At 39.5% G+C, this 24,682-nt stretch carries 24 protein-coding genes; 14 read left to right on the plus strand and 10 right to left on the minus strand.

What is annotated here, in order from left to right; all coding sequences use genetic code 11:
• Nucleotides 1–97 precede the first annotated feature (97 nt).
• The gene (locus tag ACL8WY_RS09425) at nucleotides 98–1,906 is read left to right on the plus strand and encodes a tetratricopeptide repeat protein (RefSeq protein ID WP_436514455.1); all 1,809 of its coding nucleotides are present in this window, start codon (nucleotides 98–100) and stop codon (nucleotides 1,904–1,906) included.
• Here ACL8WY_RS09425 and ACL8WY_RS09430 read toward each other — a convergent pair.
• Entirely contained in the window at nucleotides 1,883–2,386 is a 504-nt protein-coding gene (locus ACL8WY_RS09430) for an Lrp/AsnC family transcriptional regulator (RefSeq protein WP_436514456.1), read from the minus strand. The genes ACL8WY_RS09425 and ACL8WY_RS09430 overlap by 24 nt on opposite strands.
• Before the next feature lie 103 nt (nucleotides 2,387–2,489).
• Here ACL8WY_RS09430 and ACL8WY_RS09435 point away from each other — a divergent pair, with 103 nt between their 5' ends.
• Nucleotides 2,490–3,773, plus strand: a complete 1,284-nt coding sequence (locus ACL8WY_RS09435; protein ID WP_436514457.1) for a cystathionine gamma-synthase family protein — start codon at nucleotides 2,490–2,492, stop codon at nucleotides 3,771–3,773.
• Between the two features lie 53 nt (nucleotides 3,774–3,826).
• On the plus strand, nucleotides 3,827–4,435 hold the full coding sequence (locus ACL8WY_RS09440; protein ID WP_436514458.1) for a DUF4136 domain-containing protein: 609 nt from the start codon (nucleotides 3,827–3,829) through the stop codon (nucleotides 4,433–4,435).
• 8 nt (nucleotides 4,436–4,443) lie between these two features.
• Here ACL8WY_RS09440 and ACL8WY_RS09445 read toward each other — a convergent pair whose 3' ends face one another.
• Nucleotides 4,444–5,001, minus strand: coding sequence for a hypothetical protein (locus tag ACL8WY_RS09445; RefSeq protein ID WP_436514459.1), 558 nt, complete (start codon nucleotides 4,999–5,001; stop codon nucleotides 4,444–4,446).
• A 93-nt stretch (nucleotides 5,002–5,094) separates the two neighbouring features.
• Between ACL8WY_RS09445 and ACL8WY_RS09450 the strand changes: the two genes are divergently transcribed.
• From ACL8WY_RS09450 to ACL8WY_RS09470, 5 genes are all read left to right on the plus strand, one after another.
• Nucleotides 5,095–5,589: a MarR family winged helix-turn-helix transcriptional regulator gene (locus ACL8WY_RS09450; RefSeq protein ID WP_436514460.1), complete on the plus strand. Its 495-nt coding sequence runs from the start codon at nucleotides 5,095–5,097 to the stop codon at nucleotides 5,587–5,589.
• 24 nt (nucleotides 5,590–5,613) lie between these two features.
• Nucleotides 5,614–7,995: a 3-hydroxyacyl-CoA dehydrogenase NAD-binding domain-containing protein gene (locus ACL8WY_RS09455; RefSeq protein ID WP_436514461.1), complete on the plus strand. Its 2,382-nt coding sequence runs from the start codon at nucleotides 5,614–5,616 to the stop codon at nucleotides 7,993–7,995.
• Between the two features lie 24 nt (nucleotides 7,996–8,019).
• Nucleotides 8,020–8,376, plus strand: a complete 357-nt coding sequence (locus ACL8WY_RS09460) for a four helix bundle protein (RefSeq protein WP_436514462.1) — start codon at nucleotides 8,020–8,022, stop codon at nucleotides 8,374–8,376.
• 32 nt (nucleotides 8,377–8,408) lie between these two features.
• On the plus strand, nucleotides 8,409–9,584 hold the full coding sequence (locus ACL8WY_RS09465) for an acetyl-CoA C-acyltransferase (protein ID WP_436514463.1): 1,176 nt from the start codon (nucleotides 8,409–8,411) through the stop codon (nucleotides 9,582–9,584).
• Between the two features lie 107 nt (nucleotides 9,585–9,691).
• Complete coding sequence (locus ACL8WY_RS09470; protein ID WP_436514464.1) at nucleotides 9,692–11,161, plus strand: M28 family peptidase; 1,470 nt, start codon at nucleotides 9,692–9,694, stop codon at nucleotides 11,159–11,161.
• 367 nt (nucleotides 11,162–11,528) lie between these two features.
• Here ACL8WY_RS09470 and ACL8WY_RS09475 read toward each other — a convergent pair whose 3' ends face one another.
• The 5 genes from ACL8WY_RS09475 to ACL8WY_RS09495 form a co-directional block, all read right to left on the minus strand.
• Nucleotides 11,529–12,188 carry a response regulator gene (locus tag ACL8WY_RS09475; protein ID WP_436514465.1) on the minus strand — a complete coding sequence of 220 codons (660 nt, stop codon included), beginning with the start codon at nucleotides 12,186–12,188 and terminating at the stop codon, nucleotides 11,529–11,531.
• A gap of 23 nt (nucleotides 12,189–12,211) precedes the next feature.
• Nucleotides 12,212–12,979 (minus strand): sensor histidine kinase, encoded by a 768-nt coding sequence (locus ACL8WY_RS09480; RefSeq protein WP_436514466.1) that lies wholly within the window; start codon nucleotides 12,977–12,979, stop codon nucleotides 12,212–12,214.
• A gap of 963 nt (nucleotides 12,980–13,942) precedes the next feature.
• A complete protein-coding gene (locus ACL8WY_RS09485) occupies nucleotides 13,943–14,332 on the minus strand; it encodes a hypothetical protein (RefSeq protein WP_436514467.1) in 390 nt (129 codons plus the stop codon).
• 302 nt (nucleotides 14,333–14,634) lie between these two features.
• The gene (locus ACL8WY_RS09490) at nucleotides 14,635–14,763 is read right to left on the minus strand and encodes a hypothetical protein (protein ID WP_436514468.1); all 129 of its coding nucleotides are present in this window, start codon (nucleotides 14,761–14,763) and stop codon (nucleotides 14,635–14,637) included.
• Nucleotides 14,764–14,767: 4 nt separating this feature from the next.
• On the minus strand, nucleotides 14,768–15,925 hold the full coding sequence (locus ACL8WY_RS09495) for an aminotransferase class V-fold PLP-dependent enzyme (protein ID WP_436514469.1): 1,158 nt from the start codon (nucleotides 15,923–15,925) through the stop codon (nucleotides 14,768–14,770).
• A gap of 17 nt (nucleotides 15,926–15,942) precedes the next feature.
• On the opposite strand from ACL8WY_RS09495, the gene ACL8WY_RS09500 reads away from it, so the two are divergent.
• Complete coding sequence (locus ACL8WY_RS09500) at nucleotides 15,943–16,260, plus strand: Rieske (2Fe-2S) protein (protein ID WP_436514470.1); 318 nt, start codon at nucleotides 15,943–15,945, stop codon at nucleotides 16,258–16,260.
• A gap of 4 nt (nucleotides 16,261–16,264) precedes the next feature.
• Here the strand turns inward: ACL8WY_RS09500 and ACL8WY_RS09505 are convergent, their stop codons facing one another.
• A complete protein-coding gene (locus ACL8WY_RS09505; RefSeq protein WP_436514471.1) occupies nucleotides 16,265–17,461 on the minus strand; it encodes a sodium:calcium antiporter in 1,197 nt (398 codons plus the stop codon).
• Nucleotides 17,462–17,624: 163 nt separating this feature from the next.
• Between ACL8WY_RS09505 and ACL8WY_RS09510 the strand changes: the two genes are divergently transcribed.
• The 3 genes from ACL8WY_RS09510 to ACL8WY_RS09520 are packed head-to-tail and all read left to right on the plus strand — an operon-like array spanning nucleotide 17,625 to nucleotide 19,271.
• On the plus strand, nucleotides 17,625–18,386 hold the full coding sequence (locus tag ACL8WY_RS09510; protein WP_436514472.1) for an SDR family NAD(P)-dependent oxidoreductase: 762 nt from the start codon (nucleotides 17,625–17,627) through the stop codon (nucleotides 18,384–18,386).
• Nucleotides 18,387–18,443: 57 nt separating this feature from the next.
• Nucleotides 18,444–18,863 (plus strand): TerB family tellurite resistance protein, encoded by a 420-nt coding sequence (locus ACL8WY_RS09515; protein WP_436514473.1) that lies wholly within the window; start codon nucleotides 18,444–18,446, stop codon nucleotides 18,861–18,863.
• Between the two features lie 12 nt (nucleotides 18,864–18,875).
• Entirely contained in the window at nucleotides 18,876–19,271 is a 396-nt protein-coding gene (locus ACL8WY_RS09520; RefSeq protein ID WP_436514474.1) for a TerB family tellurite resistance protein, read from the plus strand.
• 31 nt (nucleotides 19,272–19,302) lie between these two features.
• Here ACL8WY_RS09520 and ACL8WY_RS09525 read toward each other — a convergent pair whose 3' ends face one another.
• Both ACL8WY_RS09525 and ACL8WY_RS09530 read right to left on the minus strand, forming a co-directional pair.
• Nucleotides 19,303–20,130, minus strand: a complete 828-nt coding sequence (locus ACL8WY_RS09525) for an arylamine N-acetyltransferase family protein (RefSeq protein ID WP_436514475.1) — start codon at nucleotides 20,128–20,130, stop codon at nucleotides 19,303–19,305.
• Nucleotides 20,127–21,206: a hypothetical protein gene (locus ACL8WY_RS09530; protein ID WP_436514476.1), complete on the minus strand. Its 1,080-nt coding sequence runs from the start codon at nucleotides 21,204–21,206 to the stop codon at nucleotides 20,127–20,129. Before ACL8WY_RS09530 ends, ACL8WY_RS09525 begins: the two co-directional genes overlap by 4 nt.
• Nucleotides 21,207–21,272: 66 nt before the next feature.
• On the opposite strand from ACL8WY_RS09530, the gene ACL8WY_RS09535 reads away from it, so the two are divergent.
• Nucleotides 21,273–21,845: a DNA-3-methyladenine glycosylase I gene (locus tag ACL8WY_RS09535; protein WP_436514477.1), complete on the plus strand. Its 573-nt coding sequence runs from the start codon at nucleotides 21,273–21,275 to the stop codon at nucleotides 21,843–21,845.
• A 26-nt stretch (nucleotides 21,846–21,871) separates the two neighbouring features.
• Complete coding sequence (locus ACL8WY_RS09540) at nucleotides 21,872–24,640, plus strand: T9SS type A sorting domain-containing protein (protein WP_436514478.1); 2,769 nt, start codon at nucleotides 21,872–21,874, stop codon at nucleotides 24,638–24,640.
• Nucleotides 24,641–24,682 lie beyond the last annotated feature (42 nt).

The following is a 24,682-nucleotide window of genomic DNA, read 5'->3' on the forward strand; positions in this document are numbered from 1 at the left end:
CTTATCCACGTATCCACAGCCTTAATAATAAGAATAGATTTTTTTTTAAAACTTATATTATTAATATAGGTATGTATATATGTGCATTACTCAAGTTATGATTAAGAAAATCCTCCTGTACATTTTACTTCCAATCAATATTCTCTCCGGACAAAGTCACGATCAAATCCAGTTGGCTAATGAATACTATTTGCAAGGAGCTCTGGAGAAGGCAAAATTGATTTATGGTGAATTGGCAGAAAACCCATACAATACACAACTAATAGCCACCAATTATTTATCGCTTCTTAAATCAACAGATGAGTTTGATGAGGCTGAAAAATTTCTTCAAAAGGCAATTAAGACCTTCCCGTCCAATATCCAATTTCAAGCAAGCCTCGCAAGTGTATATAGAGAATCGGGTAATTCAGAAAAGCTGGAAGGTTACATTAAGCAACTGAGGAAAAACTCAAAAACAAATCCATTCCAGTTAAGCATCTTGGCCCAGTATTTAGCCAATGAACAACTTTACGATGAATCGATACTTTTTTTCAAGGACTCAAGAGAAATAAGAAATAACCCGACAGTACATGCTCTCGAACTTGCCTCGATCTATCGGATGGTGAATAATAAGTCAGCGATGATAGAAGAATATCTTAATTACGCTTCGGACAGTCCCAATCGGTTGAGCTACATAAAAAATTTGCTGCAAAGTTTTATTCAAGAGGAAGAGGAACTGGACGAACTTGAGAATACGCTCATTCGAAAAATGCAAGAGAAACCTGATGACACAAAGTTCGCAGAACTCATGCTTTGGGTGGAATTGCAAAGAAAAAACTTCTATGGTGCATTTATTCAATCACGGGCCATTGATAAAAGAAACGACCGTCCTGGAGATCGCTCAATGGATATCGGAAGAATCGCCCTTGAAAATGCAGCATATGATGATGCTGTAGAAATATTTCAATATGTGGCTAAAGAGTATACAGGCACAAGAAACTATCAATATGCCCGCCGATTTTGGATGGAGGCTAAAGAACGCAAAATCAAAAATACGTTTCCAATAGATCCCATAGAAATAAGAGAACTCGCGGATCAGTATGAAGGACTTTATCATGAACTGAAGCCAGCTCAAACCGCTTTCGAAGCACTTCGAAGCAAAGCGCTTTTACATGCATTTTATCTAGACGAAATCGACTATGCAGCACAGCTGCTCGGTCAATTAGTGATCAATCCTAGAGCTGGAATTAAGCTAATATCTCAGAGCAAACTTGATCTTGGTGATATATACTTACTAAAAGGCGAACCGTGGGAAGCGACCCTGCTCTACTCGCAGGTGGAGAAAGCCTACAAAAGTCACGAGCTTGGATATAGCGCGAAATTGAGAAATGCTCGATTACATTATTTCACAGGAAACTTCGCTTTAGCAAAAGACCACCTGGATATTTTGAAAAAAAATACAACACGAGAAATTTCCAATGACGCCATTTCTCTAGGTATGCTAATTACAGATAATACAGCCTTGGATACCACGGATGCTGTAATGCAAGAATTTGCAAACATTGAACTTTTGATTTTTCAGAATAAGAAAATTGAAGCCAATGAGAGACTAACAGAGATGTTGAATAAATTCAATCATCACTCGATTACAGACGAAATATTTTGGTTGAAATCCAAATTGGAATTAGAAGCAGGCAACACACAGAATGCAGTAAACTATCTGGATCAAATACTAGCATCTTATACATATGATATACTTGCTGACGATGCTGCATTCAAAAAAGCTGAGATTTATGAGAGACAGATAAAGGATATAGAGCAATCAAAAGCACTTTACCAACAGTTTCTGGTTGATTATCCTGGCAGCATGTATGTGGCAGAAGCAAGAAAGCGATTTCGACAACTAAGAGGCGACTTCATCAATTAGGGGTAACACTGCTGTTTGCTTAATCTTCTTTAAAACCATCATGCTCTGAACCAAGCGAACATTATTAAGTTTAGCCAATTTCTTATTTACAAAAGTGGCATAGTCATCCATATCTTTAACCAACACCTTCAGCAGAAAATCGAAGGAACCGGCAAGATGATAGCACTCCAAAACCTCAGGAAACTTTGTTATCTCTATTTCAAATTCCCTAAGGAAATCTGACTTGTGAGACTCTAAAGTAACCGACGAGAAAACCTCAAACCCAAATCCTGCTTTCTTAGGATTTACAGCAGCATGGTATCCGGTAATTAAGCCATTCCTCTCCAATCTTCGCAACCGCTCATAGATTGGCGTGATGCTCAGCCCAAGCTTACTAGAAAGTTCCTTCATCGTAAGCTTTCCATTTTCCTGAAGTAACAAGATCAATTTTCTATCCGTAGCATCCATATCTTTTCTACAATCTGCTGAATAAGGCTCCATTATAAGTAAATTAATCTAGTTTATAAGAAAATATTAGCTGATTTTTCTAATATGATTTTATTTTTTAGATAAAACATACACTTTCGAACAAAATCAATACTACATGAAAAATCTAAGTCCAGAAAGTCTAATGATGTCTTATGGTTTTAAACCTTCACTTTCTGAAGGAGCGATAAAACCACCCATATTTCAGACATCAACTTTCGTTTTTGAAAGCGCAGAAGAAGGCAAAGCCTTTTTTGAGAATGCATACGGACTTAGAGAGAAAGAAGAAGATGAAGAGCTAGGACTGATCTACAGTAGGCTAAACAATCCAGATCTGGAAATTTTAGAAAACCGATTGACATTATGGGATCAAGCCGAAGATGCTGCAGTGTTCGAAAGTGGTATGAGTGCAATAACAACTGTACTCTTGCAATTCCTTGCTCCCGGGGATTTGTTGTTGCATAGCAATCCAATTTATGGTGGTACTGATCATTTTGTAAAACATGTGCTTCCAAAATTCGGAATCAATGTGTTGGGTTTTGATCCGAATCAATCACAGGAAGAGATTGAGAAGATGATAATCGAAAGCGGTCACTCTACGCGACTAAAAATGGTGTATGTCGAAACACCAGCAAACCCAACAAATCACCTGGTTGATTTGGACATGTGCAGATCCATTGCGGATAAATTCCAAAAAGAAGAAAGAGCACTTGTGGCTGTGGACAATACATACATGGGACCACTTTGGCAGCATCCATTGAAACATGGAGCCGACTTAGTTCTCTACTCGGCAACAAAATATATTGGAGGTCATAGCGATGTAATAGCCGGAGCTTGCCTTGGTAGTAAAGAACTTATTGGTGAGGTAAAAGGAATGCGGACCTTCCTGGGAAATATGGCAGGACCCTGGACGGGTTGGTTGCTTTTGAGAAGTCTGGAAACCTTAAAAATAAGGATGGAAAAGCAAGCGGAAAATGCAGCGCATGTTTATGAGGCAATCAAGAATCACCCGAAGGTAAAAACCATTCATTATTTGGGCGCATTAAAACCAGGCACTGAACAGCACAAAATATTTGAAAAACAATATTCATCGGCTGGAGCAATGCTATCGATTATTTTGGAGGGCGGTGAAAAGGAATCTTTTCAATTTTTGAATAACCTTAAGCTCATCAAACTAGCAGTAAGCCTGGGTAGTACAGAATCACTTGCACAGCATCCTGCTTCTATGACGCATGCTGGTGTGGATTTAGAGGAAAAGAAAAAATACGGAATTACCGATAACCTGGTAAGACTGTCAGTTGGAGTGGAAAACGCCAAAGATCTGGTCTGGGATATTGAGCAGGCATTGGATGCAATTACAAAAAACCCAAGCTCACCTGAACTTACCGAAAATCACTATTAAGCGTCATTTGCTACAAGAATCTGCTGGTGAAAAAATTTTAGTAGATTTAGGTAATGAAGGCTCTAGTTTTTGGAATCGTATGTTTTCTAATATGCTCTTGTTCCAGATATGATTATGTCGTAGAGTCAGATTACAGCTACAGCGGAAAGTTCAACAGATATAAGACTTTTGGCTTTGGCACGAATCAAGGATTTGCCGGAGATTCAGAAGACAAAGTAATCCTTGAAAAGAGCGTCAGAAAAGTGCTCCAGGCCTGGGGCTACAAGTACAATGAAAAGAAACCTGACCTTGTAGTAGTTTACACAATCTTCTTCGATGATGTAAACTTGAAGGGATTTTCACAACCACAATTTCAAACTTGGCTCACCCAAAATTTTATTAGTGGAAAAGTTCTGATTAGAAAAGACTCTCTAGACGAACAAAATTCTGACTACAGAAGCTCCGTTTCTTTAAGAGAAGAATACAACGAAAAAGAATACGATTTAAAGGAAGGTACCATTCTAGTTTCTTTCTACGATCGAAAAAGAAAAGGCACTGTATGGCAAGGATATGCGTCAGGAGTTTTTAGCGCCGATGAGCAAAAGAATGAACGAATCATGCGATCTGCTGTGATTCAAATTCTTGACGAATATAAACTCGTTGCCTTTAAGTCCAACAGTTAATAAATCACTTACATCAATAAAATCCTAGGAGGCACCGGTTCCATAATCGATGGATCCGGCGAGAAGTGTTTATTCATAAACCCATTCATCTCATCTATTGTCTTATCAGAAAGTAGAGGAAGTAACTCTTCCATTACTTCCCCGGAAATCATGTATGGCGGATTTTCCATATTTAACTTTTCTCCCTTACAATGAGCATAGATTTGATATTCTCTACAATCATCAACATTTGTCTTTTTCACCATACAAGACTTTATGTTTTCATGGGGTGACTGATCTTGCATTTCAAGCCGTCCAGTCACATCTATATTTTCCTGGAAATAACGCATCATACTTTCCCACGATTCCTTTGATATTTCCTTTCGCATTACATCTGCGCATTTCATGCAAATAGCATAATCAAAAACAGTATCTTTTGCAGAGTATCCCTCGTAGTTCTTAATCGCTTTTTCTATGATATACTCTGTCTCAGAGTCAAGGAGGTACTTGTTGCATTCAATACACCTCTCAAAAGGAGTGTTCGTTTCAAATGAATAAAACTCCTTCGGTATTTCATGATCATTCATATCTCAAAACTAGGATTAAATGCAGACGGGCAAAAAAATAGTATGCATGCATAACAAATTTTGCTATATTTGAAATATACAGCATTAAAGCTTATGAAAAGAGAAGAAACGGTCGACTATAATATTAAAGGATTATGGCACAGCATTTCTCGGATGTATAATCAATACGGAGCTAGTTACGATATCACAGCCTCCACAGGTTTTGTCCTTTTAAATATAGATGTTGATAAAGGAACACCAGCCACTAAGATCGCGCCATTACTGGGAATGGAATCCAGAAGCTTGACACGAATGCTGAAGGCAATGGAGGAAAAAGGCTGGGTATATCGTGAAAAAGATCCAACCGATGGTCGTTCGGTTAGAATATTTCTTTCTGAAGTTGGAAAAGAAAAACGCGAGCTTTCCCGCCGCGCCGTTAGAGAGTTCAATTCAAAAGTTCGAACATCTATTTCAGAAGAAAAGCTAAACGACTTCTTTTCCGTTGTGAGCCAAATCAATGAAATCATTGATGAACCTTCATTGTTTGATAAAATAGCGGAGCAAATTTCTGAGGAGTTTGCTAGCAACGGACTTGTACAAAATCAATAATTCAAATAATCAATCAGATAATAAATGAAACGAACCATTAAGAAAGCAGCCGTTTTAGGATCCGGAATTATGGGATCAAGGATAGCATGCCACTTTGCCAATATTGGTGTAGAAGTGCTATTGCTCGATATTGTTCCCAGAGATCTGGATGAAAAACAAAAAGACAATCCCGCTGCTCGAAACAAGCTGGTGAATGATGCCTTACAAACGGCAATCAAATCAAACCCCTCACCATTGTATGACAAGTCAACAGCTCGATTGATCAAGACAGGAAACTTTGATGACGATTTATCGAAGATCAAGGATGTGGACTGGATCATTGAGGTAGTTGTGGAAAACCTGGATATCAAAAAATCACTTTTTGAAAAGGTAGAAAAGGAGCGAACAGATGGGACATTGATTACTTCAAATACCTCTGGTATTCCTATTCACTTAATGCTAGATGGTAGAAGTGAAGATTTCCAAAAAAACTTTTGCGGTACACACTTCTTTAATCCGCCACGATACTTAAGACTTCTGGAAATTATCCCAACTCCAAAAACAGATCCGGAGATTGTAGATTTCTTGATGAACTATGGCGATCTATACCTAGGCAAGGAAACTGTTTTATGCAAAGACACCCCGGCATTTATTGCCAACAGAATAGGAGTATATTCCATGATGTCAGGGATGCATGCCATTTCAGAGACCAATTTTTCAGTTGGGGAAATTGATAAGCTCACCGGGCCAGTTATTGGTCGTGCCAAGTCCGCAACATTCAGAACGTCTGATTTAGTTGGACTAGATACTACCGTCAATGTTGCCAATAACTTGTATGCAGCTCTGGACAAAGATGAATCCAAAGACCGCTTCAAACTTCCAAATATTGTAAAGGAACTTCATGACAGAAAGTGGTTGGGAGACAAAACAAAGCAAGGCTTTTATAAGAAAGTAGTGGAAGGTGGCAAGAAGGAAATTCTGGAACTTAACCTAAAAACTTACGAATACGAGGAAAAGAAAAAATCAAAACTTGATATTCTAGATAAAACTAAAACGGTAGAAGACCTTAAGAAGCGATTGCAAATTGCCATTTCTCTCAAAGGAGAAGAAGGAGATTTTTACAGAAAAACATTCTTCGATCTGTTCAAGTACTGTACGTATCGCATTCCAGAAATCGCTGATGAGCTTTTCCGAATCGATCAAGCAGTAGCTGCAGGGTTTGCTTGGGAGCTTGGCCCATTTGAAACTTGGGAAGCCATGGGACTGAAAGATATCCTCGCTCAAATGAAAGACGCAGGTTTTGAACCTGCACCCTGGGTTCAAGAAATGATCGATGCTGGTTTTGAAAGCTTCTATTCCTATGAGAAAGGAAAGAAAATGTATTACGACATTCCGTCGAAATCATACAAAGTAATTCCAGGCACGGAAGGTCTTGTTTTCTTGGATGCTTTTAAGGAAAACAACATCGTATGGGAGAAACCAGGGGCAACTATTTATGACATTGGTGATGGAGTTTTGAATTTAGAATTTCATACCAAAATGAATTCCGTTGATGCGGATGTTATTGAGGGAATCAATACAGCCATTACTATGGCGGAAAAAGATTACCGAGGAGTTGTTATTGGAAATGAAGGTCAAAACTTTTCAGCCGGCGCCAACCTCGCGATGCTATTCATGTACGCAGTAGATCAGGAATTTGATGAGATTGATCTCATGGTCAGAACGTTCCAAAATACGATGACCAAAGCGAGATTCTCAAGTGTTCCCGTTGTAGCTGCAACTTCCGGCCTAGTGCTGGGAGGAGGTTGTGAGCTGTCGTTGCATTGTGATGCAATTCAGGCACATGCAGAATCTTATGTTGGTCTGGTTGAAGTAGGAGTAGGCTTAATTCCCGGAGGAGGCGGAACTAAAGAAATGACGCTTCGTGCGGCAGATGACTTTACACCGGGAGATCCTGAGTTGAATACGCTACAAGAGTATTTTATGAACATTGCGACAGCCAAAGTAGCTACATCAGCTGCAGAGGCTAGAAAAATGCATATTTTGAGAGGCGGTGATGAAATCACACTTAATAGGAAAAGACTATTAGCTGATGCCAAAGAAAAAGTCATCGCACTCGCTGAAGCAGGCTATACTCAACCTGTTGAAAGAAAGAATATTAAAGTGCAAGGTAAAGCGGCATTGGCGATGTTCCACGCTGGAATAAGCGGCATGCAATATGGAAGCTATATTTCAGAACATGATCAGAAAATCGGTCAAAAGCTGGCTTGGATCATGGCAGGTGGAGACCTCTCTGCTCCGGCCATGGTTTCAGAACAATATCTATTGGATCTTGAAAGAGAAGCCTTTTTGAGTTTGTGTGGTGAACCCAAGACGTTGGAAAGAATCCAAAGCATCTTGTTTAAAGGAAAGCCGCTTAGAAACTAGACTAAAGTATTTAGACAACTAGATATGCACAACATCAAAGAACATCAAGTCTGGAAAAGAGCCATTGATATGGTTAAGGTCATCTATCAGATAACCTCCAATTTTCCTTCTGATAAAAAATTTGGGATAATTTCTCAGATACGAAGAAGTGCTGTTTCTATTCCGTCTAATATATCAGAGGGAGTAGGTCGAAAAACAGACAAAGATTTTTCGAACTTTCTTTCAATGTCCTTACGGTCCCAATATGAATTAGAAAGGCAACTGATTATCAGCGAAGATTTTGGCTTTATCTCTGATAATTTGTTGCTCGGTACAACAAAAGAATTAAATGAAATCCAGAAGATGACTCGAACATTAATTAGTAAATTTTCTAATGTCTAGGCTCTCTTCTCTAATATCTAAATAAATTTAATATGAATGCATATATAGTAGCAGGATATAGATCAGCGGTAGGTCGAGCTAAAAAAGGAGGCTTTAGATTTTATCGCCCGGACGATTTGGCGGCAGATGTGATCAAACACCTGGTCGGCTCAATCAAAGATTTTGATGCAGCTCGAGTAGACGATCTCATTGTAGGGAATGCAATTCCCGAAGCGGAACAAGGATTGCAAATGGGAAGATATATTTCATTGCTCTCTCTTCCGATTTCCGTTCCAGGCATGATCATCAACCGATATTGTGGTTCTGGTTTGGAGGCTATCCACCTTGCCTGTGCAAGAGTACATTCAAGAACGGCCGATTGTATCATAGCAGGAGGCACAGAATCTATGTCGTTGGTTCCAATGATGGGTTACAAAGCAGCTCTTAACTGGAAAATTGCTGAAGAGCATCCAGAGTATTACTTGAACATGGGATTGACTGCAGAAGAGGTTGCTAAAGATTTTAATATCTCAGCAGAGGACTCCAATAAATTTGCAATGGAATCTCATCAAAAAGCAGCCAAAGCAATAAAAGACGGAAAATTCAAAGACGAGATTGTTCCAGTAAAAGTAGAAGAAACGTTCGTCGGTGAAGACGGTAAGCGTCACAAGAAAGAGTACGTTGTTGATACTGATGAGTGTGTTCGCGAAGAAACTAATATGGAAACGCTGACGAAATTAAGACCAGCTTTTAAGCAGGGAGGTCAAGTAACTGCCGGTAATTCTTCTCCTACTTCCGATGGTGCAGCATTTGTCATGGTTATGAGTGAAAAAATGGTAAAGGAGCACAACCTCGAGCCGATTGCTCAAATGATCAGTTACACAGCAGCAGGAGTGGATCCCCGCATCATGGGCATCGGACCAGTGGAGGCAGTGCCAAAAGCTTTGAAACAAGCCGGCCTTAAGCAAAGTGACCTGGATTTGATCGAGTTGAATGAAGCATTTGCCGCACAGTCACTTGGGGTAATTAGAGGATTGGATCTCGACACAAGCAAGTTAAATGTGAATGGCGGAGCAATAGCACTTGGCCACCCGCTAGGATGCACCGGAGCGAAGCTGTCAATTTCACTTTTCAATGAAATGAGAAGAAGAAATGGCAAATATGGAATGGTAACCGCATGTGTTGGGGGAGGACAAGGTGTGGCAGGCATTTATGAGTTCTTGAATTAGAATAATTGTTAATAAATCAATGGGCCATTAGCTTCAGCTGATGGCCTTTTTTATTTCTAGAATACTCAAAAGGAATTGATAAACTATCTTGGCCCAAATTTTAGGAAATGAAAAAGACATTATTATTAACGTTACTGTCCGGCTCACTATTAGCTTTTGGACAAACAGATCAAGAGTTAGCAGATCAATCGGTTAACCAGGGAATTATCAAAAGTCATATTGGATTTCTTGCATCCGATGAATTGAAGGGGCGCGATACACCATCTGAAGGATTGAAAATTGCAGCCAAGTATCTCGAAAGTCGTTTCGTTGAATACGGAATAAAAATGGCACCTGGTATGGATAGCTATTTTCAATCAGTGCCTATGAAAAAAGTAAGCCCTCCTTCAACTGGAGCTATTAAGATTGGTAATACAGAGCTTATGCTAAACGATGATTTTGTATTGATAGATGGCAACACTTCAGTTTTTGATCAGCCATTTTATTATGCAGAATATGGACTACCAGCTGAGTTGAATGAGGAAGACGTCAAAGGAAAAATTGTTATTGCGATTTGTGGAGATGGGGAAAGCCAGAGCCCACAACAGTGGTTTTCACTAGCTTCTGAGAAAAGAAAGAAAGTGAAGGAACTTGGAGGTGTTGGACTTATTGAATTATATAACTCTACATCTCTTCCGTGGAATTTTCTAGTTAGGTTTCTAAGTCAGGAACAAACTGTTTTGGATGAGGGAGATGATGATGGCTCAGCGATGGCTCATGTTTGGTTAAATAGATCTGCGGAGGATGTTTCATTCTTAGAAACAAAGAAGCCAGCGTCCATTGTAGTAGCTGACCCGAGTATCGAAAAGTTCATGTCTCAAAATGTAATTGGTTACCTGGAAGGGACAGATGGCAAGCTAAAAGATGAATTTGTGGTCTATTCAGCCCATTATGATCATGTAGGAATCGGACAGGCAGACGCAAATGGAGATAGTATTTATAACGGATCACGTGACAATGCTGTCGGAACAGTTACGGTCCTTTCCGCTGCTCAAAACCTGGCAATGAATCCAACAAAAAGATCAGGCTTATTTGTATTATTTACTGGTGAAGAAAAAGGACTATTGGGCAGTAAAGCTTTTGTAGACAATTCACCAGTGGATCTGAACAAGATTGTTTATTGCTTTAATTCAGATAATGGAGGTTACAATGACACCTCAAAAGCGACCATTATTGGACTTACCAGAACAACCGCAGAAGAAATGATTATTGAGGCGTGCGAAGCATTTGGTCTGGACGCAATCGAAGACCCGGCTCCAGATCAAGGGTTGTTTGATCGATCAGATAATGTAAGGTTTGCAGCAAAAGGAATCCCAGCTCCCACATTCAGCACGGGTTTTACTGCCTTTGATGATGAAATTACCAAGTATTACCATCAAGCTGGAGACAACCCGAATACCCTGGATTATGTCTACCTTGAAAAATTCTTCAAGAGCTACGTTTATGCCTGTCGTATGATCGGCAATGCGAAAAAAACTCCTTTCTGGAATAAAGGAGATAAGTACTACGATTCCGGTGTAGACCTCTACAAAAAATGAAATAAAAAAAGGCCCGATTAAAGGGCCTTTTTTATTGGGATTAGTAGTGTGATTTACTATCAATTTCTTAAATGAAGATACCAGGGAGCCCACTATGTGAGTGAGATAGTTGGCAAACCAAAGGATTAAGCGAAAACCTTGGACTCCCGGTATCTTCTAGATTAACCATCAACCTAAGAGCTTATCATCTATTGTTATCAATAAATGACAATATGAAATTAGGAAAAGCATAGGTTTGTTTTTTATGGCCTTTAGAATCGAATGAAACAAAAAGCTTATTTAAGAAGCATTATAGCACTTTGTAGAAAAACAAGCGTCGATTATTTACCCTAAAACAGGTACTAGAATACCCAAAAAAGGGTAGAGTCTAAAAAGCAGCTATTCCGTTTTGAAATGCAAACTTTACTAAGCCAACAGCATTTTTGGCTTTCGTTTTCTTCATTAAGTTTTTTCTGTGGGTATGGACAGTTTGTTCACTTACAAAAAGCTTCTCTCCAATTTCTTTCATGGTAAGCTCCTGGCAAATCAATTGTAAAATTTCGATTTCTCTTGGACTGATGTCGGCTCTCCTTGCCACACCCTTATTGAGTCCGTCTTTTTGTACTTTCTTATGAAGAGCTTTGGAAACAAGCTGGTTATAGTAGAAGTCATTGTTGGTAACTGAGACAATTGCCTTGTGTACTTCGTCTGGATCTGCATTTTTAAGAAGATAGCTATGCACCCCAATTTCAATTAAGTCAGAAATAATCTGAAGAGAGTCATGCATGGAGATCATGATGATTTTTACTTCGGGAAACTTTGAAACCACCTTTTTAGCGGTTTCCCATCCATCTAGCACTGGCATTTCTAAATCCAGAAGAATAAGATCAAAACTTCCGGCTTCCAACTTGTCTAGTGCCTCTTTTCCGTTTTCTGCATCATCGACTTTTTCAACTTCATCAAAGGATTCAAGAAGCATCATAGTACCACGACGAAATAGGGTGTGGTCATCAGTGACCAATATGTTTAGCTTATCTGGTTGACTCATTTTCACTCACTTCCACTTTCAAATTAATCAATCGGAAGCGCTATTACCAAATTTACTTTAGACCCACCTTCACTTAGGTTGGAAAAGGTCGGAGATGCACCAATGGCCTGCGACCGATTTTTAATATTCAAGAGCCCCATTCCATCGCTGCTTTCCAGAATCTGTGGTGGATATCCCTTTCCATTATCCGTATACTCAATTACTAGTTGACTATCAGCTCTATGAATTCTAAATGTTATCGCGGATGCCTCAGCATGTTTAATAGAGTTATTAAGCAATTCTTGAACGATCCTGTAGAGCATGAGTGAGTCAGATTCTGACAATTTGGGATCATCCCAATGAGCAATGGTGGCATCTAAATTCTCAGAGGTAATTTTTCCAAACAAATCCTCAATGGCGTGTTTCAGCCCATATTTTTTCAAGATGATAGGCATCATTTGGTGGGAAATGCTTCTTACTTGCGTAATTGTTTCATCTAAATGACCAAGCACACCGTCCAATGCATTCACCTGTTCTTTCCGCTTAGCTATTTGAACATTAAGCTTTATTGTCGAAAGCATTGCTCCAACTCCATCATGAAGTTCTGTTCCTAGTCTATTTCGCTCTTCTTCCTGTGATTTCAAGGTTGCATTGAGCATTTCTTGCTGATGTTTGTTTTCCACTTCTTGGAGCTTAAGCTGATTTTCCAGCACCTTTCTCCGGTATAGGAGTACAAAAAAGACAACAGAGAAAGCCATCAGCATTACCCCAATGGTTCCAATTATGACGAGTAAGATTACTTTTCCTTCCACTACGTGAATAAAGATAATGACTTAAATATCCTTGTTTGGATTTAGAAATGGACCGAATGCTTTTTTTCGAGAGGTACTAAAACAAAAAACATATAATTCTCTATAATGTTGACCAATAGACAGCCGAGGTTGATAACAAAAAATTATTCTGAGCGGCTTCAAGTTGAAAGACCAGATACTGCTATTTTCTTGAGCTGTAAGCCTTAGAAAAAGAGTATAAAAACCAAAGCACGCCACCAAAAATGACGGCCGTTCCATATACCACGATATTTACTATGGTATCTATCATGAGGGGGAAATGGATTCTTTTGAATCAGAAAACTTGCTAATTAAGACAAGGCCGTAAAATAGAATTAGATTCTTGGTAATGTTAGCGATGAGGTTAATTATCATTATCAATGAAAACCCTGCTTTTGAAATCTCAAGATCGAAAACCAAATATTGAAGAAACAGGTTTCTTAGCAGTGTAACGGTGCCGTAGATAAAAAAAGCATTTGCTATCCAAAAAACCGAATTATTCCTAAGCCGACCACTTGGGTTTTTTAATAAACTAAAATAGAGGCGAAGAGACAAGAAGGTGAATACTGAGCTTGAGTAGACCTTGATGAACGAGTTCGAATCCTCAAATGAGTAATAGAAAAAACTTATAATCGCCCCAATACCAAAAATGATTAGGAGTGATAAAATAAGTTTTTTGTGGTCCGGAAGTAGTTTAATGAATAGTAAAGAACACAAAGCATAATTGAGGAGATACCAAGTGTTTCCAATAACATAGCCATTAGGGCTTACAAGTCGAATGAAAAAATAGTTTCCACTGTCAGCTAGAAAACTTGCTGCAATGATCAAAAAAACTATTCCATAAATGGAGTTTAGCTTTTTGGGGAAGAACAGGAAAAAAAATATTCCTGCTAATCCAGAAAACGAGCTAAACTCCAATAACCAATTGATAAAATCTTCCAAAACTTAACCGTCCAATCCTTGTGGGCACCAGGGAGGACAGTTTCTAGAATCATCTGCTGGATCATCATCTATACCATCTCCGTCCTTCATAGCTGCTGCAGCTCCAAGGGATTTAATTTTCTTATTCAATATATTTCCTTCTTCATCTGCAGGAAACATTACAAGCTTTTCTTCACCATCATCATTGATGCCTTTGAAAAACCAGATGCCTTCGCAACCTTCATATTTAAGTAAGGTTTTCAAAATATCGTCTCCAAAAAGCCATCCATGAGTTTCCTTTGGATTTGCTTTTTGATATTTTTTAACCCAATGTTTGGCTTTTGACTTTCCCATCTTTTTGCCAATTCTTTTCACTTTTCCCTCACGGGGTTTTTTAATGTTATTTTCTGACATCTTCCTAAGGTTTAGTTGGTTTGAGGACAATGGTAGCGCTACCTAGCATTTTATCAAAGAAGAAGGGCTAAAATCACGCAGAAAATACCCTAAAAGGGGTAGTGATTTCATTTAATAAGGAAATGGATCAGTGGGAAATTAGATCATGCTTGGAGAAGCAATTATATTTGCTATCCACATAAAAATGATCAAGAAATGGCAATGCTAGGAATAATTATCGGACTGTTCGTTTTGGCTATTATATGCCCGTACATTTTGCCCAACAAAAGCGTAAGCTCTCATGAGAGAGATCATGAAGTAGATTAATTTTTTTTCTGCTTCTCTTTTCTGGCATTTACAAATGCCAATGCATGTACAAACGCAATTAGGAGGATCACGATATTAACAAAAAGATTTACGCCCTCGGTTACTGCTGGATTCGTTAAATTCATTGTTTTAATGTTTTGATGCGAAGATAGGTTCTTTCAACGCTTTCAGCAATTTTCTAACGTCCATTTCATCGTTATAAACATTCGGAGCTACACGAATGGCATCTCCTCGAAGGCTTACACTTACCCGATGGGCACGCAAAGAGTTATTTAAACTTTCAATATCGATTGCATTAGGAAGTCTGATACCAAATAAGTGATTTGCTCTGAATCTTTCATTTTCCACTTTATACCCCAACACCTTCATTTCAAGAATGGCTTCTGCCATTAAGTGTTTCGTATAATCTTGGATTTGATCGGGTTGCCACTTAACCAGCTGGTTTATTGCCTTTAGCATCATTGGCACCAAAATAAAATTGCTATGCTCTCCAACTTCGTAGCGAAGTGACATCTCCCGATAGTCTTTTTTGTAGTTAACTAGCCCAGAAAAATTATCGCTATTTAGTCTATTTATCCAGTTTTCTTCAATCGGTGTGCCTTTGTCAAACGCTGACCCGTAATAAGCAAGTCCTATGGAATACGGTCCCATGAGCCACTTGTATCCCGCGCAAATCAACGCATCGGGACGAATCTTCTTAATACTAAATGGCAAAGCCCCCACAGATTGAGTGCCATCTATGATCAGCAAGCCACCAACTTTATCCAATCTTTCGCGAATTTTTTCTAGTTGGAAAAGCGTACCATCCGACCAGTGTACATGACCAACGGAAACAACCCTAGTTTTTTCAGTGATCGAATCAAGAATTTTGGCATTCCAACTCTCGCCTCTATTCTCACTATCGGTAGGAGAAATCGTTTTTACCTCAAAACCCTTTTCTTGAAGCCTTAACCATGGATATACATTGCTTGGAAATTGCTCGTTGCAAATGAGTATCTCTCCATCTACAAAAGGAAGGTTACCAACAACATTTGCCAGGCCATAAGAGACAGATGGAATAATGACCACCCTTTTTGGTTCTGGGTTGTCAATAAGTTTAGAATATCTTATGCGAAGAATTTCAGTTTCGTCAAAAAAATCATTATTTGAGATATGAAAAGGCTTTCTTTTTTTCTTAATACCCTGGATGCCAGCATTCTCCACTTTTTTCATCAAAGGCGACATATATGCACAGTTGAGGTATGCCTGCTTTCGTTGTAGATTAAATTTTTGACGTTGACATTTCATAGTTTTACTTACTTGTCATGAAGTTCAAGCTATTTGATTCGCAAGCTAACGCAAAAGAAGTCTTACGGCACAATCAACCCCGATTGTTAAGAGCTGGAGGTAAGGAGATTTGTATTGTTCGTACAGGAGAAAAACTGAAAGCATTCCGGAATGAATGTCCTCATATGGGCGAAGCATTGCATCGGGGAAATGTAAATTATTTGGGAGAGATCGTATGCCCACTTCACACCTTTCGCTTTAGCATGCAAACAGGAGAAGAAACCAGCCAGCGTTGCAAAGCGATGGAGGTATACACTATTTTAAACCTTCCGGAGGGAATATTTATTGAATGCTAGAATACTAGCCTATTCTAAAAAACTTAACAACAGAAACTAACCAGTCTGCAATACTTTGAGCGAATTCGTTTCCAGAGCCACGCCCTACTACATACAGGACGAAAAGCACATAGATACTAAGCAGGAGGTATGATTTTCGTTTGCCGAAATAGTTGCCACTTGTGAAGATAACAACAGCAAGTACCGTTAGAAGCCAAAGTAGGAATCGAAGCTCACTACTCAAATCCACAATTTCCGGAGGCATGTGAATTGGACCATTAATGATTGTAAAGATGAAAAGAGGGAAACCAAGCGCAAAACAGATATCAAAAATATTGCTACCTAAAGCATTGGAAATAGCATCATCATACTGACCCCTTTTTGCATCCTTTATAGATATTATCGTATCGGGGAAACTAGAGGCAGCGGATGCTAGAATCAAAGCAACGAACATCACTGGAATATTGAGACCATTGAACTCGCCTAATCCGGCTACCGAGTAAGTATCAGCACCTATCCACTCACAAGCCAGTACTAGAAAGTAGCAAACGAGAGCGATAGAAATGGTGGAGAATAACAATAGTGACCAAGCTCGTCTTCCGCTGATTTTGTTATTTCCGATAAATATCCTTTCCAAATCAAAAGTGACAAGCCCTTTTAGAAAAGGTCCTTGTGGTTCTTCATCGTGCTCGAACACAGATTCATCGATCTCCGACTCTTCCATAAGCTCCTCACGTTCCGTTTTTTTCATAGTGGCAAACATGTAAATGATATAGACCACATAAACACCCATTAGCAACATACCATGATACCAGTGTAAGACAGATCCGCTGATTAAAATCAAAAAGATCAACTCTGCGATGATAAGTGCGATACCATCTCTCAAAAGGACTTTTCTGGAAACATGTACTTTTTTAGTCATTTTCATTCCAATCACAGCCAATACTGCCACAGCGGGAATCACCATACCATTGAAAATCGCACTACCAGCGGTGGTTCCGATTCCTCCAGAAAAACCTTCTGCGTCCGTAAGGACAAATAGAAAAAATAATGAGGTAAAAACTTCTGGCATCGAACTGGCTATCGCATTGATAGTAGCTCCTCTTACGCCCTCGGAAAGATTTCTTCCAATGTATTCTGATGCGGTCATGAAACCATCACCAGCTCTCCAGATAATTACGCAGCAAAATGTGATTAGGAGTAGGGGTATTACAATGCCCATGAATATTTTATTACTTTCAAGTGTGTATTAAGCGGTGACCTCAGCTGGAATGGCCTAAATTAACAAAGTTTTTCGAGTGCAAAACATGTTGGGACATCTTTTATCAAAAGATAGTTCAACTTAAAAATGGTTTTGTCTAATTTTTAGATCAAAATTTAAATACATGTACATTAACCTTTCAGGACTGAATATCCTGGTGACCGGAGCCAGCAGAGGCATTGGCAAGGCATTAGCTACAAAATTGGCAGAAGCAGGAGCTACTATTGCGGTGCACTACAATAAAAATGTGAGAGAAGCGGAAAACTTGGCTCATATACTTGGAAATGAGTCCAAAGCATTTCAAGCAGATTTTTCCAAACCAGATGAAGCTGCCAAACTCTTTGAGCGAGTAAGCCTTGAGATGGGTAGTCTTGAGATTGTAATTAACAATGCTGGTTTGGCTAAGACCTCCAGTATTGACTCAAAGGATGACGAATGGATGAAATCATGGAATGAAACCATGATGGTGAACCTGAGTTCTGCAGCGATCATATGCAAAAAAGCCGTTCAACATTTTATCAGCAGAAAGGCTGCAGGAAGAATCATCAACATTGCTTCACGTGCAGCATTTCAAGGAGAAGAGGCTGAGTATATAGCATATGCAGCATCAAAGGCAGGGTTGGTTTCGCTTACTCGATCTATTGCAAAATCTTATGGTAAAGAAGGAGTAAAGGCATTTGTAATAGCCCCGGGTTTTGTAAGAACAGACATGTCACAGGAATTTATGCAGCAGTACGGAGAGGATCATGCAAAAGGAGACTTAGCATTGGAGAGACTTACCGAACCTAAAGATATTGCACCGCTTGTAACGTTTATTGCTAGTGGAATGGCGGATCATGCGACTGGAGCAACGTTCGATATCAACGCAGGGAGCTATTTACATTAACCCATTTCTTTTTAGGGATTAATTCCTAAATTAGAAGTTCGAAAAACAACAGCCAAAATGGAAAACAACATAAAAAACCACCTGAAAGCTTTAATCCAACTTTCCATTATTGATCGAGATTTTGGGCAACCGGAGAAATCCTATGTCTACACGATTGGAAAAGCAAACAGAGTACCTGAAAAAGAAATTGATGAGTTGGTGGAAGAAGTCCTAAATTCGAAGGAAAATGCGGATGTGAATTTTGAAGGGCTTTTGTCGGAAGAAAGGTTTGACTATCTCTACGATGTAATTCAGCTCATGAAGATTGATGGTGAGGTTTTCCTTACTGAGATCAAGTATTGCGAAGATGTAGCTCAGAGATTGGGATATGACAAAAAAGTCGTAAAGAAAATGTCTTCTAGAATTTATGGAGATCCATCGATCACTGGAAACCGAGAGGCCATCATGAAAGAGGCCAATAAATATTTAAATAAGTAACTATTAAGAAATATGAGTATCAAGGCTAAACTAAGCGTGCTGGTTCAGTTGGCAAACATCGATGGTGATTTTGCTGGTGAAGAAAGAGACCTGATATATATGATTGGCAAGGCCAATGGAATTGGGGCAGATGAAATTAACAACATGGTAGAAAATCCTGAGCCACTACCGCCGCTCAGCACTATGTCGGAAGATGACAAGTTCGAGTATTTGTTTCACCTTGTACAATTAATGAAGATTGACAGTCAGGTATACTTGTCAGAAATCAAGTTTTGTGAAGAGTTGGCCGAAAAGTTGGGCTTTAAGAGAAATGTAATCTCCGAGCTATCTGCAAGAATATATAGCGATCCGGCAATCGCCTCAGATGTAGCTTCTCTGAAACGAGAAGTAAGGAAGCACAGAAATTAAAAAATTTAAGCCGGCTATCAAGCCGGCTTTTCTATTGCTCTTCTTTCGGGATTAATTGCTGATGGGAGATGCTGAAGTGCTGCTCAAGTTTGGATAAAAACTCATCTTCATGAAGTATATCCATTTCAGAAATCTCACCAAGCTCCAATATTTTAAGATGTCGATCAGATAAAGTCACACGTCCATTAGCTGTGAGCCGAGTAGCAAGCTTTTTTTGAGTAAAAGGAGAGTCTGCAGAATTCTGATGATATTCACACATTTCCAGAAATTGAATAAGCTGTTTTTCTTCTGTAGTAAACAGGTATTTGGATTCGTAATAATTGGTGTCGCCAGATACTTTAAGTATAATATTTTCATCAGGATCAGTATCCATTCGCCAGTACCTTGTGTAGTCCATCTGAACTTCACCAATGCTAATTTTTAACGGTGAAACAGGCCCATCCCCAAAACCAACATCCACCAGCCATTGATGATCATTTAGATTAACCAAAATAGCCATATGATCAAATGGTCTTCCAAATTGTTCCGTCTTATCATTTCTGACTTGCGCAGAAATTACGTAGCAATCAAAGCCCAGATGGTAGAGGAGGTGGTAAAAGAGACCATTTAACTCATAACAAAACCCGCCTCTACCCCGAACGACCACCTTATTGAAAATTTTTTGATAGTCAAGAATAACCTTACTCCGATAATGGATATCCAGGTTTTCGAATGGAATGGAAATAAGATGTGCTTTTTGCAAGGCCTTCAAATAGGTTAGTGATGGTACCTCTTGTGCAATACCAATTCGTTTGAGGTATGCTTCAACGTCAATTCTTGTTGCTTTGGGTCGGTTCTGGAAAAAATTGAGCTTTTTCAATTTTTGATATTCAACTCTTGAGTAAGATTACCAATCATGTTATTAAGCGCCTCCTGCCAGGTAACATCAGCATCCCACTCGCCTACATGAACGTTTTTTGAGATATTTTGACGAATGTAGAATTTGTGAACAATTGCCTTTCGAGGAATGGTTTTGACACGAGTTTGATCCGGCATAATGGGAATTACAGAAACAAATCCGGTCTCGTTTGGAGAAACTTCATAATCAAGCATTTGCTTTACAATGTCAGCAGATGAACTTACGGATCGCAGTATAAACTGATATCTTTTTCTTTTCATCTCATCATCAGTCATGGGATCAACCAGCTCATACTCATATGGATATTTTTCTAGGATCTTTTCAAGTTCATTATTCTTTTGAACTACCTCTCGGTTATAGCGACCAATATTTTTCAACACATCATTGTTTGAAATCCCAGTAGTATCTAATGTAGCAAACCGTTCTACCGCCAGCTTGCTTCTACGTAAAATGCCTGGATAGTTTTTGAGTAAGGATTTTTCCACAATTGACAACCCTTGTAGATAATTCGGTTTTTCTGGGATAAGAAAATTATACAATTCTTGATCTGCTCTTCTCACCTCCTTGCCCACATTTAAAAGCAGCGAATAAAGTTCATGGTTCTCTAAATAAAAAACATCAGAACCGTCTTTGATTAATCGGCGGGTTCCATCAAAGGGAGCCAATATAAACTCATAACCTCCGGCGTGTTGTGTGAGAAAAATGACATTCTTTATTTGTCTGGAATTGAATAGCTCGGTGTAGGAATTTCTCGCGCCATTACTAGCAGTAAAGTTTAATTCATTCAAATAGAATATTGCGTCTATTCCCATAGTAACAAAAGCCTTGTGAACTTGTGATAGCAAGCTTTCATATTCACCGACTTCTGAAAAACCTCCTTCTTTGTTTGGCACTGAAAATATAACTGCCGTGCGTTCACTGTTTAAATTGGAAGGAACAGTCAACGTCTTGTTGAATGAAACATAGTTATAGATCGGAGTTTGAGCGCTCAGACCTACAGCAAATGCAAAAAGAAGTGTTGAAAAAGTGATTCGCATATATTGAGTGCTAAAATGCTAATTTTATAGAATCTCAACTCATTATTGACCCAATTTAGTATAAGTATGCAAACGCGATGTTCCTGGTGCGCCAACTCTTTCGAGGATTATGTCAGATATCATGACGAAGAATGGGGAGTCCCGGTGCATGACGATCAAAAGCATTTTGAATTCCTCGTTCTAGAAAGTGCTCAGGCAGGCCTTAGCTGGGCCACTATTTTAAAGAAGAGGGAAGGCTATCGAAAAGCATTTGCAAACTTCGATTATAAAGTAGTAGCAGATTATGGACCAGGAATGGTAGAAGATCTGCTTCAAGACGCTTCAATTATCAGAAATCGGATGAAGATAGAGGCAACAATCAACAATGCACGTCGATTTATGGAGGTACAAAGTGAATTTGGGTCTTTTGACAAATACTCCTGGCAGTTTGTTGGAGGCAGTCCGATTTTGAATGCCTGGAAGACTATGCAGGAGGTTCCCGTTACCACAAAAGAATCAGATGCGTTTGCAAAAGATTTGAAAAAAAGAGGCTTCAAGTTTTTAGGCTCTACAACCATATATGCTCACATGCAGGCCGTAGGTATGGTTAATGATCATACAACCGATTGTTTTAGGTACAATGAATTGAAAAACCAGTAACTTTAATCTAATCCCATTGTATCATTATGAAAAAGTTATTCCCTGCAGTCATTAGCCTGTCCATTGTGGTTGGTGCCATGTTCATACTTCAAAACGATCAAAGCGAAGAAAAGTCGTATCTAAACCACATTTCAGAACTCAAAATCAACAAGCTTGACGGCCCGGAAAAATCGGTTTTTCGAGATGTGCTGATGACGATGAATCCTCAAACAGGTGAGATTCCCATTGAAAACTTACGCGGAGCAATCAAGAATCAGAGAGGCAGAGTATCCAACGATCGAGATTTTATGTGGGAGCAAATTAATACCGACATTGCCGGTCGGGCTCGCGCCATCATGGTTGATCCGAATGATCCTGCAAAACTTTGGCTAGGAGCGGTAACCGGAGGGCTCTGGTACAACCCCGACTTCAAAAATAATGACCCATGGGTTCCTGTTTCCGATGACTGGGAAACATTATCCATTTCCAGTATTACCTTCGATCCAAACAGCAAGGATATTTTTTATGTAGGAACAGGCGAATCGTTTACTTCAGTAAACATCTACAGAGAGTCTACGTCAAAAGGAGCTGGAATTTACAAATCAACTGATGGAGGATCTACTTGGTCCTTATTGTCTTCAACCTCAGAGTTTCAATATGTGAATGATATCGTGGTAAGAGATGAAGATGGAACAAGCGTCATATATGCAGGAGTTGCCTCCGGAGTTTATCAAGGTAGTGTTTTTGGGTCGTCACCATCCGACGGGCTTTATCGATCGGCTGATGGAGGATCTACTTGGACGCAAGTCTTGCCAAACATCGAAGGGTCCAGCGTACCATACACGGTTAGTGATATTGAATTGACAGAAGCAGGAGACCTATATGTTGGGTCCATGCGAAACCTTGCTACAGAAGGAGGAGGTGTGATATTGTATTCAACAGATGGAATTAATTGGGATGTAGATGATAGCTATGCCGTTGACATTGTCGAGGAATTCACGGGATTCTATGATGTAATGCCGGGCCGTGTCCGATTTGCTTCTGGAGGTACCATGGTTTATGCGGTGGCTACTGGTGGTTTGGTAAATGTATTTGATCAAATCAGGGATTTTGGATTTTTTACAAGGATGAAGTACAAAGATGGTGAAGGTGATTGGCAAGACCTTGATGGACCACCTTCAAACTGGGCATCCATTCCATGGCATGCGCTTGCGATGGGAGTAGATCCAAACGATGATGATCATTTAGTGATAGGAGGACTAAATGTTCATGCCCTCTCCAATGCTCGTGAGGTAGGGTCGTTGAGCTGGGTGGAACTTAGTGATTGGGCCTCTATGTATCACTTTTCGGATTATTTAATTCCATATTATGGATTATCTGATAGCGACAGTATCATAAATCATTTTGTACATGCCGATGTACACTCACTGGTGTTTGCCGGATCATCGGATGAGCTCGTTGCTTCCACTGATGGCGGAGTTCAATATACAAGTGATCTCACCAAGGGCTTTGCGACGCTTGAAGGTCAAAGGCTAGACGCTTATCCGTCATTCAGCCATATTAATAACTCGCTGGCGACCACACAGTATTATACAGTTGCCCTGAGGCCAAATGCTGGAAACAACGAAGTATTGGCAGGTTCACAGGACAATAGCACTCATACATCTGAAACAGGGAGCATCACCTATGAAAGCATGATTGGCGGAGGCGATGGAGCGTATTGCTTTTTTGACTCAGACGACTCAAACTTGAGAATCACATCTTCTCAGGTTGGAAATTACAATTTCTTTATTGGAGATGTGGGATATTTTTATGGCGTAGGCGGAGGCACTTTCATCAATCCCGCCGATTATGATGACAGGTCCAATCTGATATATTCAAACCTTGCTGTAGATGGAGGATTCGAGGCACTTTCTACAAGTTTGGCAGGAAGGTACTTGGATTCAATAGCTATTCTAAATGTCAACCCGTTCCTGGAAAAGGATGATCTTGACCTTGATACATTGACATACGTAAAGCTTGGCACCAATACAACTACATCATTTTCTTCTGTCAAAGTATCTCCACATTCGGACGAACTAGATGCAACTGTTTTTTTGGGAAATCAGCTGGGAGATATTTTCAAAATCACCGGACTTCCATATGCTCCTGTATCCACTAAGATCGACAATGATCAATTGCCGGTTGGCTATATTTCTTCCATTGATATTGGCGATTCAGAGGATGACATTCTGGTCACTTTTTCAAACTATGGAGTAACATCCGTATGGTATTCAAAAGACGGAGGGGATAATTGGGAAAGTATCGAAAGAAACCTACCAGACATTCCCGTAAGACATGGTGTCTTCAACCCACTTGATGATCAAAAGATTTTACTTGCGACAGAGTTAGGTATTTGGGGCTTAGAGAACATTTCCGACGATACTGAAGAGTGGCAATCGTACAACGAAGGGTTTCCAAACGTTCGCGTAGACATGATAGACGTTCGGGGAGTTGACAGTGTGATTGTGGCTGCTACACATGGCAGAGGACTGTTTTTGGGAAAGTTTAATCAAGGTGATGAAGTAGAAGCACCGCTGGCTATAGAAAAATCTACGAAAACAAAGCTCATATATCCTAACCCCACTTTCGACGTAGTTGCTTTCAACTTTGATGTTAAAGAGGTGAATGTATACTCCTTGGGAGGAGTCCAACTGATCGGTGAAGAAATAGTGGAAAATAAATTAGACCTTAGTTCTTTGCCCATAGGCATTTATTTTTTGAGAACCATTTCGGAATCTGGAGTAAAAGAGAGCTTTAAAGTGGTTAAGAAGTGAGCTATAGAGCTGCTAAAGTGAACCAAAAAATCAAGGGACTTC

This window comes from Ekhidna algicida (genome assembly GCF_051379705.1).
GTDB lineage: Bacteria > Bacteroidota > Bacteroidia > Cytophagales > Cyclobacteriaceae > Ekhidna.